The sequence below is a fragment of the Mesorhizobium sp. KACC 23794 genome (genome assembly GCF_052180275.1).
Lineage (GTDB): Bacteria > Pseudomonadota > Alphaproteobacteria > Rhizobiales > Rhizobiaceae > Kumtagia.
The window spans coordinates 5870370-5883838 of sequence record NZ_CP197465.1; the positions used below are offsets into that span (position 1 = coordinate 5870370).

Below are 13469 nucleotides of genomic sequence, written 5' to 3' on the forward strand. Positions count from 1 at the left end.
GGGACATCGATAGGAGCCCGGCGCAACCTGTATCGCGAATACTAGGCGGCCTGCAGCAATTGTCAACCAACTGGTTGGTTTAATTCATTTGGGCGAACCTTCCCGAGCGGTCGTTATATATAAGAAACCATAATGATCGAGCGGTCCGACTCTGCGATCCGCTTTCGAACGGCGGATTTTCGGAAGATTTCGTTGGCTGCCTCAACCATAGACCGGTCGACGAAAACCGGCGGATCGGGTCACCCCAGCAACAATCAAAATGATCGCTCTGTCAGCCGGAACGCCCCCAAAAAGGCCGATCGACCGGCAAAAATCGGCGCCGCGTGAACGATACTGCGCGATTCTCGAGCGCCAGCCACGCCATCCTATTGGATTGCCTTGATATTCCGGACTTCATGCAACTCCGGAAGGCTGCCGGGGGCGGCCCCGGCAGGAAAATCGCGCCACGCCAAAATGGCCGTGCTGCTATTGTTCAGGGAAGAAATTCGGCCCGACCACCCGCACCGGCCGGTCGTCCGGCATCTTGGCGAGAGCCGGCGATTGCGGCTTTTCCTCGCTCAGCGCCATCAGGGGCGGAGTGTCTTCGGGCCGCTGCTTCGGCAACGGTATCAGCGCATTCTTCATGTCAGACGGCGTCACCGTCCGCGACCGCGCCTCCTCGACCCGGCGATAATAGCTCGGGAAATCACAGCCCTGGAAGTTTACGCTTTCCCGGTAGGCGAAGGCGGTCGGCAGTTCCTTGTAGGCCTTGCCTGTCTCCACCGACACCATCTCCTCGGTCTCCAGCGCCGCATCGTCGAGGCGATAGACCGAAGTCTCGCTGCCCTTGCAGATGTAGCCGCATTGGTCGACCGTATCCTTGTAGTCGCTGGAGTCCACAAACTGCGCGCCTGGTACAGGGAAGAAATAGCCGTCGCTCATGCGCACGCAATAGAGCATGGCGTTGCTGCCGACATACGGCCCCGACGGCTGGCGCTTCGCCACGGTCGTCGCCCGGCGCTTTTCGACTTGGCATCCCATCGCCGCCGCCCGTGCGCGCCAAACAGCGGCGCCGCCGCCCTGCGCCTTCGCCAGTTGCCGCTGGACCTCGGCCTTGCGGTTCTGCAGATCGGCGCAGGGATCGAAGAAGCCGCCTCGGCTCTTGCCCGCGCATTGGCGTTTGCGTTCAAGCGCCTGCAAGGCGACAAGCTGCCTGCTCAGCGCTGCGGTCTCGGACGTGCCGCCACCGCCTCGCGCCGCCATCCGCAACAGGTCGGAACAGCTTTGGGCATAGGCGGATGTGGCGAACACCGCCAGCAGGAGAACCACGACACCGAGGCGGGACGTCAAGCCATTCAACAAAGTTTTCAAGCCCGACTGCCACGGCACACGGCGGCCACTCTGCCCCATCGGCAGGCCTTGCACGCCAGCGCTCTCGAAAAATCTCCCACGCACCATGCCATTCCACCCAAGATTGCTATGGAAACGCGCCTCAAGCCATTGGCAGCAACCCCGGAAAAGGTCAATTGCTTCGCCTTCCAGCCCGCAAATAGGGTTAAAACGCCGGTCATCAAGGCAATCAAGCCATTACGCCGGATTCACCTCGGTACGGCCGCGCCGAAATCTCAAAAATGTGATTGTCGGCGATGCCGCAGGCGGCTCCCCGCCGCCGCGGAGCCGTTTCCACACCCGACGCGGTGGAGGCTCCGCGTCCGGAAAAACCGTCGCTCAAGCGGCTTTCTTGCGGGCCAGCCTTGCCTTGATGCTCTCGACATCGGCGCGCGGCGTCGCCGCGAACAGCGTCTTCGTATAGTTGTGCTGAGGGTTGGAGAACACGGCGTCGCGGCTGCCATATTCGACCGCCTCGCCGAAATACATCACCATCACGTCGTCGGCGATATAACGAACCACCGACAGATCGTGGCTGATGAACACATAGGTGAGCTGGAACTCGTCCTGCAGGTCGGCGAGCAGGTTCAGCACCTGCGCCTGCACCGAAAGGTCGAGCGCCGAGACCGGCTCGTCCAGAACCAGCAGGCTCGGATTGAGCATCAACGTGCGGGCGATGGCGATGCGCTGGCGCTGGCCGCCGGAGAACATGTGCGGATAGCGGTTGTAGTGCTCGTGTCCCAGCCCGACCTTCTTCAGCATCTTCATGGCGAGGTCGCGGCGCTCGTCGGCCGGCTTGCCGGTGTTGATCACAAGCGGCTCGCCGAGGATATCGCCGATCTTCTGGCGCGGGTTGAGCGAACCGTATGGGTTCTGGAAGACGATCTGCACCTTGCGGCGCATGTCTTTCGACAGCCCGTCGCGGGCGATGTCCACCTTGTTGCCGTCGATGAACAGGTCGCCGGCGGTCGCCGCGTCGATCAGCGTGATGATGCGGGCGAGCGTGGATTTCCCGCAACCACTCTCGCCGACGATCGCCAGGGTCTTGCCCTTCTCGACGGCGAAGCTGACACCCTTGACTGCATGCACCGTGCGCGCGCCGCGGAACATGCCGCCGCCCACATGATAGTCGCGGACGATGTTCTTTGCCTGGAGAACCGTCTCGGCCATCATGCGGCTCCCGGCATGGCAGGTTCGAACATCATGTCGGAGACGGTCGGCAGCCTGTCGCCGACAGCGTTCTCCGGCAGCGCCGAGAGCAGGGCGCGCGTATAGTTGCTCTTTGGACTCTCGAACAGGGAAAGCACGTCGGCCTCCTCCATCTTTCGGCCCTTGTACTGCACGATCACGCGGTCGGCAGTTTCGGCGACGACGCCCATATTGTGGGTGATCATGATCAGCCCCATGCCGTATTTGGCCTGCAGGCCGACCAGCAGGTCGAGGATCTGCTTCTGGATGGTCACGTCCAGCGCCGTGGTCGGCTCGTCGGCGATCAGCAGCTTAGGATTGCAGGCGATGGCGATCGCGATCATCACGCGCTGGCACTGGCCGCCCGACATCTGGTGCGGGAACGAGTTCAGCCGCTCTGCCGGCTCCGCGATCCCGACCAGCGTCATCAGCTCGATCGCGCGGGCGCGGCGCGCCGCCTTGTCCATGCCCATGTGGAAACGCAGCACTTCCTCGATCTGGAAGCCGACGGTGAAACACGGATTCAGACTGGCGATCGGCTCTTGGAAGATCATCGAGATATCCTTGCCGACGATCTTGCGACGGTCGGCCGGGCTGAGCCCGAGCAGGTCGACGCCGTTGAATCGCATCACATCGGCCTTGACCGTCGCGCTGGACGGCAGGAGCCCCATCACCGCCAGCATCGAGACGGATTTGCCGGAGCCGCTCTCGCCGACGATCGCCAGCACCTCGCGTGGCTCGACCGAGAGGTCGATACCCTGCACCGCCATGAACGGCCCGGTCGACGTATCGAACGAAACCGTGAGGTTCTTGATTTCTAGCAGAGGCATATCTGCATCCGATTGCTGGATTGCGTCGTCATCAGCTGCGCTTCAGCTTGGGATCGAGCGCGTCGCGCAGACCGTCGCCGATCAGGTTGATGGCAAGCACCGTGATCAAGATGGCGAGACCCGGGAAGGTCACCACCCATGGCGCGCGCAGGATGAATTCGCGCGCGGCGGCCAGCATCGTGCCCCATTCCGGCGTCGGCGGCTGCGCGCCCATGCCCAGGAAGCCCAGCGCCGCGGCCTCCAGGATGGCGTTGGAGAAGGACAGCGTCGCCTGAACGATCAGCGGCGCCACGCAGTTCGGCAGGATCGTCACCAGCATCAGCCGGATATGCCCGGCACCCGCGACCTTGGCCGAAACCACATATTCGCGGTTCTTCTCCGCCATCACGGCGGCGCGCGTCAGCCGCGCGAAATGTGGCTGCAGCACCAGCGCGATCGCCAGCATGGCGTTGAACAGGCCGGGCCCGAGGATCGCAACCAGAACGAGAGCCAGCAGCAGCGACGGGAAGGCCAGGATGACATCCATGACGCGCATGATCACCGTGTCGACCCAGCCTCGGAAATAGCCGGCGAGAACACCCAGGATGATGCCGCTGACCAGCGCAAAGATGACGACCACAAAGCCGATGAACAGCGAATAGCGCGCGCCGTAGATCAGCCGCGAGAGCATGTCGCGGCCGACCGCGTCGGTGCCGAGCAGGAACGTCCACTTGCCGCCTTCCTGCCAGACGGGCGGCGTCAGCAGCGAGTCGCGATATTGTTGGTCCGGCAGATGCGGCGCGATCAGCGGCGCCAGGATCGCCACCAGCACCAGCGCGACGAACACGACGAGGCCGATGACCGCGCCGGTGTTCATGGAGAAATAGTGCCAGAATTCGAGGATGGCGCGCTGGCGCGGACCGGTCGGAACGGTGCCGGCGGTTGCTTCGCCTGCTGTCTGGTCGGTCATGTCAATGCACCCTGATGCGTGGATTGATCACGGCATAAAGCACGTCGACGATCAGGTTCACCGCCATGACGATCAGCGCAATGATCAGCAGTCCGCTCTGCACGACAACGTAGTCGCGCTTGCTGATGGCCTCGATCATCCATTTGCCGATGCCCGGCCATGAAAAGATGGTCTCGGTCAGGATGGCGCCGGCCATCAGCGTGCCAACCTGGAGACCGATGGTGGTCACGACGGGGATCAGCGCGTTGCGGAAGGCATGCAGGCCGACGACGCGGCGCGGCGTCAAGCCCTTGGCGCGCGCGGTGCGCACATAGTCCTCGCCCAGCACCTCCAGCATCGCGGAGCGCGTCTGCCGCGCGATCACCGCGAGCGGGATCGTCGCCAGCACGATCGAAGGCAGGATCAGGTGGCTGACCGCGGAGCGGAACGCGCCGGCCTTGCCGGAGATCAGGCTGTCGATCAGCATGAAGCCGGTGGTCGGCCTGAAGAAATATTGCAGCCCGATGCGGCCCGAAACCGGGGTCCAGCCCAGGTAACCGGAAAAGAAGATGATGAGCAGCAGGCCCCACCAGAAGATGGGCATGGAATAGCCGGTCAGGGCGACGCCCATCGTCGCCTGGTCGAACCACGATCCGCGCTTGATGGCGGCGAATATGCCGGCGGGGATGCCGATGAGCACCGATATAATCAGCGCCACGATCGCCAGTTCGAGGGTCGCTGGAAACAGCGCCGAGAATTCCGTGACCACGGGGCGCTTGGTGGCGACGGAGACGCCGAAATCGCCGGTCAGCACCTGGCCGAGATAGCTGAGATATTGCTGCCAGATCGGCAGATTGTAGCCAAACGCCTCACGCAGTTCGGCATAGCGCTCGGGCGTGACCCCGTGTTCGCCGGCCATTGCCAGGATGGGATCGCCAGGCAGAAGGCGAACGAAGGCGAACGCGCAGATCGAAATCCCGATGAAGGTCGGGATGATCAGCGCCAGCTTGCGGAGGATATAGGAAAGCATCTGGGTATAGGGATGGCGGCGCCGGGCAGGCCCGGCGCCGCCTGCCTTTTATTCGGCGACGTCGACGTTGACGAAGCGGTGGTTGCCGAGCGGGCTCATGACATAGCCCTGCACCTTCTTGTTCATCGGCATGAACACCTTGGAATGCGCCAGCGTCAGAGCCGGCTCCTCGGCCTTGAACACCACCTGGGCCTGCTCGTAGAGCTTGGTGCGCTCGGCCGGATCGGAGGTGGTCTTGGCCTTCTGGATCAGGTCCTCGAAGTCCTTGTTGCACCAGGCCGAGTAGTTGGACACGCCGATGGCCGAGCAGGAGAAGAGCGTCGCGAAGAAGTTGTCCGGATCGCCATTGTCGCCGGTCCAGCCGATCTGGAACGGTCCCTTGCGGTCCTTCTGCTTGCCGCGCTCGCGATACTCGGTCCACTCGTAGGAGACGATGTTGGCGGTGACGCCGATCGCCTTCCAGTCCGCCTGGATCATTTCCGCGACGCGCTGTGCGTTCGGGTTGTAAGGACGCGACACCGGCATCGCCCACAAATCGGTGGTGAGCGAGGTCACGCCGGCCTCGGCGAGCAGCTTCTTGGCGCCTTCGACGTCATAGGTGTCGTCGACGACGCTGTTGTTGTACGACCACATCGTCGGCGGGATCAGGTTCTTCGCGACCTGGCCGGCGCCCTGGTAGACGGCGTCGATGATCGCCGGCTTGTTGATCGCCATCGACAGGGCCTTGCGGACCTTGACGTTGTCGAACGGCGGCTCGGTGACGTTGTAGGACATGTAACCGATGTTCAGGCCTTCCTGCTCCATCACGTTGAGATTGGTGTCAGCCTTCAGGCCCTCAATGTCGGCCGGGGCCGGATAGGGCATGATATCGCATTCGCCCGCCTTCAGCTTCTGCGCACGAACGCTGGCGTCCGTGGTGATGGCGAAGATGAGATCATCGATCTTGCGCTTGCCGCCCCAGTATTCCGGGAACGCCTGATAGCGGATGGTCGAGTCGAGCTGGTAATCGACGAGCTGGAAAGGACCGGTGCCGACCGGCTGGGTCGAGAACTGTTCCTTCTTGCCCTCGGCGGCGAGCTTGTCGGCATATTCCTTCGAGACGATCGAAGCGAAATCCATACCCAGGTTGGCGATCATCGGGGCGTTCGCCTCGGTGAGCACAAACTTCACGGTCAGGTCGTCGACCTTCTCGATCGCCTTGATGTATTTCGGCATGTCCATGCCCTGGAAATAGTCCCAGGTCAGGTTCGGCAGGTAGGCGTAATAAGGATTGTCCTTGTTGTTCTGCCGTTCGAACGAGAAGATCACGTCATCGGCGTTGAAGTCGCGCGTCGGCGTGAAATAGGGCTGGGTTTGGAACTTGACGCCCGGGCGCAGCTTGAAGGTGATCTCCAGGCCATCGTCCGAAACCGTCCAGCTTTCGGCGAGCGCCGGCTCGACGTCGGTGGTGCCGTCCTTGAATTCGACGAGGCGGTTGTAGATCGTGTGCGAGGAAGCGTCGAAATCGTTGCCGCCGGTCAGCGGGCCGGGATCGAAATGCGCCGGGGACGCCTCCGAACAGTAGACAAGCGTCTTGGCGTTCGCCACGCCGGTCAGCGCGGTCGCCGCCAGAAGCGCGGCCGCGAAAGTCAGTTTCCTTGACATTGGTTACTCCCTGTTATTCTTCCAAGCCCCTCTAACAGGCTCGCGAAGGCGGCATATAAGCATCGTTTTCCGGGGTTTGGAACACCCTGCTTGATTTCCCCTTGGGAAGGAAATGGCTTTCCGAAAGACCTGAGTTGCCAGGATGCACTTTCCAAGCCTTTAGAGCTTTTCCTTATATTCGGAGAATGGACTTGCGATCGAACGGCCTCTGTGTCGGCAAAAGACGGCACACATCCCTATGAGGACCGCAAGTAGCCACGGGACAGGCCCCTTGGATGCCGAAGGACATGGCGGCAAGGCTTGCAACCGGCAAAGCCGGCACAATACATAGGTGGAATTGAACGGTATCTCCTCAGGCGCCGGGAAGCGTGGGGGGCGGCCCGATACGGGAGGAACGAATTTGGCCATAGCATCGAGCGACACGGGCGTCCCGGTCGCGAAACCCTGGCTGAAAAGCTATCCGCAGAATGTGCCGGCTGAAATCGGACCGCTCGCCGACGCTTCGATCGGCGACCTCCTCGTCGACGCCTGCAAGCGCTATTCCGGCCGCGCCGCCTTCGCCTGCATGGGCAAGTCGATGACCTATGCTGATCTGGAAACAAAATCGGCGGCATTCGGCGCCTTCCTGCAATCGAAAGGCCTCGCCAAAGGCGCGCGCGTCGCCGTCATGATGCCGAACGTGCTGCAATATCCCGTTGCCATGATGGGCATCCTGCGCGCCGGCTATATCGTGGTGAATGTCAACCCGCTCTACACGCCGCGCGAGCTCGAGCACCAATTGAAGGATTCCGGCGCCGAGGCGATCGTCATCCTCGAGAATTTCGCCGCGACCTTGCAGGCGGTTGTCGCGCATACGGCAGTCAAGCATGTGGTCGTCGCCACCATGGGCGACCTGCTCGGCCTCAAGGGGCTGATCGTCAATTTCGTCGTCCGCAAGGTGAAGAAGATGGTGCCGGCCTGGTCCTTGCCTGGCCACACATCCTTCCCCGCGGCGCTGAGAAGCGGCGGCGGGCTGAAGCCGGTCAAGGTCGGTCTCGACGACGTCGCCTTCCTTCAATATACGGGCGGCACGACCGGCGTCGCCAAGGGCGCGACGCTCACCCATCGCAACATTCTGTCCAATGTCGAGCAGTTGAAGCTCTGGGTCGAAGACGCCTACAGCGTTAGGGCAAAACCCGAAAACCTCACCTTCATCTGCGCGCTGCCGCTCTACCACATCTTCGCGCTGACGGTGAATGCGCTGATGGGCATGCAGCAGGGGGCGCTCAACATCCTGATCCCCAACCCACGCGACATACCGGGCTTCGTCAAGGAGTTGCAGAAGCAGCCCTATCATTTCTTCCCCGGCCTCAACACGCTGTTCAATGCACTGATGAACAATGAGGAATTCCGGAAGCTCGATTTTTCGGCGATGGTCTTGACGCTTGCCGGCGGCATGGCTGTCCAGAAAGTCGTCGCCGACCGCTGGCTGGACGTGACGAAAGTCAACATCACCGAAGGCTACGGGCTTTCCGAGACCTCGCCCGTCGCCACCGCCAACCGCGTCAACGGCGCAGCCTTCTCCAACACCATCGGCCTGCCGCTGCCGTCGACCGACATCGCCATCCGCGACGACGACGGCAACGACCTGCCGCTTGGCCAGGTCGGCGAGATCTGCATCCGCGGCCCGCAGGTCATGGCTGGCTACTGGAACCGGCCCGACGAGACCGCCAAGGTGATGACCGCCGACAATTATTTCAAATCCGGCGACATGGGTTTCATGGACGAAAGCGGTTTCACCAAGATCGTCGACCGCAAGAAGGACATGATCCTGGTCTCCGGCTTCAACGTCTATCCCAACGAATTGGAAGACGTGGTCGCCCGCCTGCCCGGCGTGCTGGAAGTCGCCGCCATCGGCGTGCCGGACGAGCATTCCGGCGAGGTGCCGAAACTGTTCGTGGTGAAGAAGGATCCGTCGCTGACCGAGGACATGATCCGCGACTTCTGCAAGGACAACCTCACCGGCTACAAGCGCCCGCGCTACATCGAATTCCGCACCGAACTGCCGAAAACGCCGGTCGGCAAAATCTTGCGGCGGGCGCTGAGGGGATAGGCGGAATCCGGCGACAGGGGCACATTCTCGCGGCCCGGTTAAACCGCCGTTCAGCATTCGCCGGCAAGTTCAGCCGACCGTGCCGCTCCGCGGCGACTGATTGGGGGACAGCAATGACGATCGATACCACGCCGCTCTTGCACAAGGCCTTGCGCCTGCCCGCCGCCCTGCTCTCGTTCTCGCTCGCCGCCACGCCCGCCCTCGCCCAATCCCTCCCCGTCCAGCTCGGCCCGACGCCGCCCGAGGATGTCATGCCGCTGGCCAACAACGGCCTGGCGATGGGCCTCGCCGCGCTTCCGGGCTATGTCTCCGACATCATGCAGCGCAGCATGGTGCCGGGCGTGGCGGTGGCCGTCGTGCATGGCGGCGAGACGGTGTTTTCGCAGGGCTTCGGCGTGCGCAAGATCGGCGATCCGGCGACGGTCGATCCGACCACCGTCTTCCAGGTCGCCTCCGTGTCGAAGTCGATCTCGGCCACCGTCGCCGCCATCCAGGTCAGCAGCGGCGTCGTCTCCTGGGACGACACGATCTCCAGCCGCCTGCCCGGCTTCACGCTGAGCGACCCCTATGTGACCCAACACGCCACGATCGGTGACTTCTTCGCGCATCGCAGCGGGCTCCCCAAGGCCGCCGGCGACGAACTCGAAGATCTCGGCTTCGATCGGAACCAGATCATCGCCCGCCTCTCGCAGGTGCCGCTGGACGCCTTCCGCACCTCCTACCACTACGCCAATTTCGGCACGACGATCGCCGCGGAGGCGGTGGCGGCGGCATCCGGTCAGGCCTGGGAGGATCTTGCCCAGAATGTCCTGTACCAGCCGCTCGGCATGACCTCGACCAGTTCGCGCCACGCCGATTACCTGGCGCGGCCGAACCGGGCTGTGCTGCATATCCTCCATGATGGCCGCTTCCAGCCACTCTACGACCGTAACCCGGATGCCCAGGCGCCGGCCGGCGGCGTGTCGTCCAACGTGCTCGACCTCGCCGAATGGCTAAAACTGTTGCTCAATGTCGGCCATTATCCGCGCCAGCCGAACATCGCGGCGAAGGATTTGCAACCGGCGATCACCGCGCAATCCTTCAGTTCCCCCGCACACGCAGCCGACGCGCGTTCGGGCTTCTATGGCTACGGTTTCAATGTCGGCGTCAATCCCAACGGCCGTACCGCGATGGGCCATTCCGGCGCGTTCCTGCTCGGCGCCGGCACCTATTTCCAGATCCTTCCCTCAGCCGATGTCGGCATCGTCGTGCTCACCAACGGCTCGCCGGTCGGCGCCGCGGAGGCCATCGCGGCCGAGTTCATGGACACGGTGCAATATGGCGCGCCGACGCGCGACTGGTACGCCGCCTTCAACGGCATGATGCAGGGCTTCTACGATCCCGAGGGCGACCTCGCCGGCCAGAAGCCGCCGGCCGATCCGCAACCTGCCGAACCGCTTTCGAGTTATGCCGGGCAATACCAAAACCCCTATTTCGGCGCCGCCGAGATCACGGTCGACGGCGACCGGCTGACCCTGACGCTCGGCCCGCAGGCAAGCCGCTTCCCGCTGTCGATGTGGGACGGCGATACCTTCACCATGGCGCCTTCCGGCGAGAACGCCCCCGAAGGCTCGCTGTCTTCCGTGCGCTTCTCCACGCAGGACGGCGTCGCCAATGGCTTCACGGTCAACTATCTGGACGCCAACGGCCTCGGAAGCTGGCGGAAATGAGCCGGTCCAGGTCGGAGGCATCGCCGCGCGACACGCCGGGCGGCGCCTCGCATCCGGCAAAACCGATGGAGCAAGTGCCCTTCGGTCGAAAGCGTGCCTATCGATACCCGGTCGCGTCAGCCGGTTTTCCGGCGTCCTGGACTTCGACGACGTAGCGCCAGGCGTCTGGCCGCGAGCCGTCGAGATCGGTGAAGCCATAGACCTGCGCCAATCCGCCGCTGGACAGCGACCGGCCGCTCCAGCGGGCCCGATCGGAATCGGCGGCGAGCGCGGCAACAGCGCGACCGACGAAACGCGGCGTTTCGGAAATGATGAAATGCGGCTCGATCTTCATCCCATCGCGCCAGTTTTCCTCGCCCACCCCATAGTGCTCCAGCATCATTTCCGACCGCAGCCAGCCGGGCGTCAGCGACACCGCCGTCGCTCCATGCGGCGCCAGATCTTTCGCATGCGCCCAGGCCATGCGGTTCACCGAGGTTTTCGCCAGATCGTAGAAGGGCGACAGCCGGTAGTGATCGGCGTTGTACTCCGCCGTGCCGTCGGTCACCTCGACCAGCAGCCCGCCCGGCCGCTCGATCATCAACGGCAGGGCGAAATGCGCGGTGATCAAATGCGTGTCGACGCCCAGCCGTAGCAGCCGCAGGCCGTTTTCGAGATGGTGATCCCACACCGGCTTGTTCCATTCGAACAGAAGTTCGCCGCCCCACACGTCGTTGACCAGGATATCCAGCCGGCCCTGTTCGGCGCGGATGCGCGCTACCAGCGCCTCGACCTCGTCGGCGACGAGATGATCCACCCGCACCGCGATGCCCTCGCCACCCGCCGCCGTGACCAGTTCCGCCGTCTCCTCGATGGTCTCCAGCGTCCGCCCATATTCGGAAACCTGGCCGCGCGTCGTCCGGCCCGTCACATAGACGGTCGCTCCTGCCGCCCCGAGTTCCACCGCGATGCCGCGCCCGGCGCCGCGCGTCGCGCCGGCCACAAGCGCGACCTTGCCTTGCAGTCGCTTTTTGTTCTCGCTCGCCATCGTTTTCTCCCGTTTCCGATCGCCGGCACTCTGGCTATCGGCGTCTAAATTATTTATAAATGATCATTCGTTTATAAATTGGAGTCAAGATGCCACGCAAGAAGGTATTGCCAGATGACCGCGTGCTCGACGCCGCCCTGGAGATCATCCACCGCGACGGACCGGAAACACTCACATTCGCGGCACTCGCCAAGGCCACTGGTCTTTCCGGCGCGACGCTGGTGCAGCGCTTCGGCGGCAAGGACCGGCTGAAGCAGGCCGCCCTGCTGCACGCCTGGGACGCGCTTGACGAAAAGACCGCGCGGCTCTCCACCGGGATGCCGCAGACGCCGGAAGGCGCCATCGCCATTCTGGTCGCGCTGTCCGGCAGCTATGGCGGCATCGAATCCTATGCCGAGGGGCTGATGGTGCTGCGCGAGGATTTTCGCGATCCGATATTGCGAGCGCGCGGCGCCGCCTGGAAGATCGCGCTGTGCAAGGCGCTCGACGCCTGTTTCACGGCAACGCCCGGCGTGCCAGAGGGCATAGGCCTGCTGTTGGCCTCGCACTGGCAGGGATCCTTGCTATGGTGGGGATTTGGACCGGAGCAGCCGGTACAGGATTTCGTCGCGGGCAGTCTGCGAGGCTTCGTGGCGGCGCTAGTCAAGCCAACTGCGGCCGCGGAACAATCTCATTAGAACCGACGCCTCGCCTTCCTCTTCCCGCCGCCTTATGATTTTCGCCGCGATACATTTACCGGGGGAGAAAAAGCATGGCCGAGGAAATCGACGCGATAAGGACACTGCTCACCTCGCAGCCCCGACCGGCGAGTCTTGCCGAGCGGCGGCAGCGGCTGGACGCGGTTGCATCCGTTTACGGCGTCGCGCCGGACATACGCTTCGAGCCGGCGACTGTCGGTGGATGCGCCGCCGAATGGTCGCTCGCGCCCGGCAGCGACGCGACAAAAATCCTGCTCTATTTCCATGGCGGCGGCTACTGCTCCGGCTCCATCAAAAGCCATCGCGGCATGGTGGGCGAGGCAGGCCGCGCAGCCAGGGTGCGCACGCTGGCGCTGGGCTACAGGCTGGCGCCTGAAAATCCTTTCCCGGCGGCGCTGGACGACGCCACCGCCGCCTTCGAATTCTTGCTCGCGCAAGGCTTTGCCCCGAACCGCATCGCCATCGGCGGCGACAGCGCCGGCGGCGGCCTGTCGCTGGCGCTGATGCAGCGCCTGCGCGACGCCGGGAAACCGCTGCCGGCCACGGCGTGGCTGGTCTCGCCCTGGGTCGATCTGGAGATGACCGGCGCCACAATGGACAGCAAGGCCGCCATCGATCCGCTCATCCATCGCGACTATCTCGAGCAGCTCGCCACCAATTACCTTGCCGGCCACGACCCGCGCGATCCGCTCGTGTCGCCGCTGCATGCCGACCTTTCCGGCCTGCCGCCGGTTCTTGTCCAGGTTGGGTCGGCCGAGACGTTGCTGGACGACGCCGCCCGCATCGCCGGAAAGCTCGGCACGGCCGACGTGCCGACAAGGCTCGAAGTCTGGCCGCACATGATCCACGCCTGGCACCTGTGGCAGGCAAACCTCACCGCCGGGCGTCAGGCCACGCAGTCGGCCGGCCGCTTTATCGCCGAGGCGCTGGGCGAATGATCCACCGATTGCAAGTC

General features: G+C 63.6%; 11 protein-coding genes. 4 read left to right on the forward strand and 7 right to left on the reverse strand.

Going from position 1 to position 13469, the window contains the following annotated elements:
• Positions 1 to 465 precede the first annotated feature (465 nt).
• The 6 genes from ACSBOB_RS28580 to ACSBOB_RS28605 form a co-directional block, all read right to left on the reverse strand.
• Complete coding sequence (locus ACSBOB_RS28580; protein WP_442579406.1) at positions 466 to 1338, reverse strand: DUF2865 domain-containing protein; 873 nt, start codon at positions 1336 to 1338, stop codon at positions 466 to 468.
• Between the two features lie 369 nt (positions 1339 to 1707).
• A complete protein-coding gene (locus ACSBOB_RS28585; protein ID WP_442579407.1) occupies positions 1708 to 2538 on the reverse strand; it encodes a dipeptide ABC transporter ATP-binding protein in 831 nt (276 codons plus the stop codon).
• Positions 2538 to 3386 (reverse strand): ABC transporter ATP-binding protein, encoded by an 849-nt coding sequence (locus tag ACSBOB_RS28590; RefSeq protein WP_442579408.1) that lies wholly within the window; start codon positions 3384 to 3386, stop codon positions 2538 to 2540. Before ACSBOB_RS28590 ends, ACSBOB_RS28585 begins: the two co-directional genes overlap by 1 nt.
• 31 nt (positions 3387 to 3417) lie before the next feature.
• Positions 3418 to 4335 (reverse strand): ABC transporter permease subunit, encoded by a 918-nt coding sequence (locus ACSBOB_RS28595; protein WP_442579409.1) that lies wholly within the window; start codon positions 4333 to 4335, stop codon positions 3418 to 3420.
• 1 nt (position 4336) lies between these two features.
• On the reverse strand, positions 4337 to 5344 hold the full coding sequence (locus ACSBOB_RS28600; RefSeq protein WP_442579410.1) for an ABC transporter permease subunit: 1008 nt from the start codon (positions 5342 to 5344) through the stop codon (positions 4337 to 4339).
• A 48-nt stretch (positions 5345 to 5392) separates the two neighbouring features.
• Positions 5393 to 6988 (reverse strand): ABC transporter substrate-binding protein, encoded by a 1596-nt coding sequence (locus tag ACSBOB_RS28605; RefSeq protein ID WP_442579411.1) that lies wholly within the window; start codon positions 6986 to 6988, stop codon positions 5393 to 5395.
• Between the two features lie 400 nt (positions 6989 to 7388).
• Here ACSBOB_RS28605 and ACSBOB_RS28610 point away from each other — a divergent pair, with 400 nt between their 5' ends.
• Positions 7389 to 9080 carry a long-chain-fatty-acid--CoA ligase gene (locus ACSBOB_RS28610; protein WP_442579412.1) on the forward strand — a complete coding sequence of 564 codons (1692 nt, stop codon included), beginning with the start codon at positions 7389 to 7391 and terminating at the stop codon, positions 9078 to 9080.
• 113 nt (positions 9081 to 9193) lie between these two features.
• Positions 9194 to 10789, forward strand: a complete 1596-nt coding sequence (locus tag ACSBOB_RS28615) for a serine hydrolase (protein ID WP_442579413.1) — start codon at positions 9194 to 9196, stop codon at positions 10787 to 10789.
• 97 nt (positions 10790 to 10886) lie between these two features.
• Here the strand turns inward: ACSBOB_RS28615 and ACSBOB_RS28620 are convergent, their stop codons facing one another.
• On the reverse strand, positions 10887 to 11816 hold the full coding sequence (locus ACSBOB_RS28620) for an SDR family oxidoreductase (RefSeq protein WP_442579414.1): 930 nt from the start codon (positions 11814 to 11816) through the stop codon (positions 10887 to 10889).
• An 89-nt stretch (positions 11817 to 11905) separates the two neighbouring features.
• Between ACSBOB_RS28620 and ACSBOB_RS28625 the strand changes: the two genes are divergently transcribed.
• Positions 11906 to 12493 (forward strand): TetR/AcrR family transcriptional regulator, encoded by a 588-nt coding sequence (locus ACSBOB_RS28625; RefSeq protein WP_442579415.1) that lies wholly within the window; start codon positions 11906 to 11908, stop codon positions 12491 to 12493.
• A gap of 74 nt (positions 12494 to 12567) precedes the next feature.
• Positions 12568 to 13452, forward strand: coding sequence for an alpha/beta hydrolase (locus tag ACSBOB_RS28630; RefSeq protein WP_442579416.1), 885 nt, complete (start codon positions 12568 to 12570; stop codon positions 13450 to 13452).
• Positions 13453 to 13469 lie beyond the last annotated feature (17 nt).

Excerpts from the sequence above, each read along its gene's own strand:
- ACSBOB_RS28600 (WP_442579410.1), bottom strand. The coding sequence starts at position 5,344 with ATGCTTTCCTATATCCTCCGCAAGCTGGCGCTGATCATCCCGACCTTC.
- ACSBOB_RS28595 (WP_442579409.1), bottom strand. The coding sequence starts at position 4,335 with ATGACCGACCAGACAGCAGGCGAAGCAACCGCCGGCACCGTTCCGACC.
- ACSBOB_RS28590 (WP_442579408.1), bottom strand. The coding sequence starts at position 3,386 with ATGCCTCTGCTAGAAATCAAGAACCTCACGGTTTCGTTCGATACGTCG.
- ACSBOB_RS28605 (WP_442579411.1), bottom strand. The coding sequence starts at position 6,988 with ATGTCAAGGAAACTGACTTTCGCGGCCGCGCTTCTGGCGGCGACCGCG.
- ACSBOB_RS28585 (WP_442579407.1), bottom strand. The coding sequence starts at position 2,538 with ATGGCCGAGACGGTTCTCCAGGCAAAGAACATCGTCCGCGACTATCAT.
- ACSBOB_RS28625 (WP_442579415.1), top strand. The coding sequence starts at position 11,906 with ATGCCACGCAAGAAGGTATTGCCAGATGACCGCGTGCTCGACGCCGCC.
- ACSBOB_RS28620 (WP_442579414.1), bottom strand. The coding sequence starts at position 11,816 with ATGGCGAGCGAGAACAAAAAGCGACTGCAAGGCAAGGTCGCGCTTGTG.
- ACSBOB_RS28630 (WP_442579416.1), top strand. The coding sequence starts at position 12,568 with ATGGCCGAGGAAATCGACGCGATAAGGACACTGCTCACCTCGCAGCCC.
- ACSBOB_RS28615 (WP_442579413.1), top strand. The coding sequence starts at position 9,194 with ATGACGATCGATACCACGCCGCTCTTGCACAAGGCCTTGCGCCTGCCC.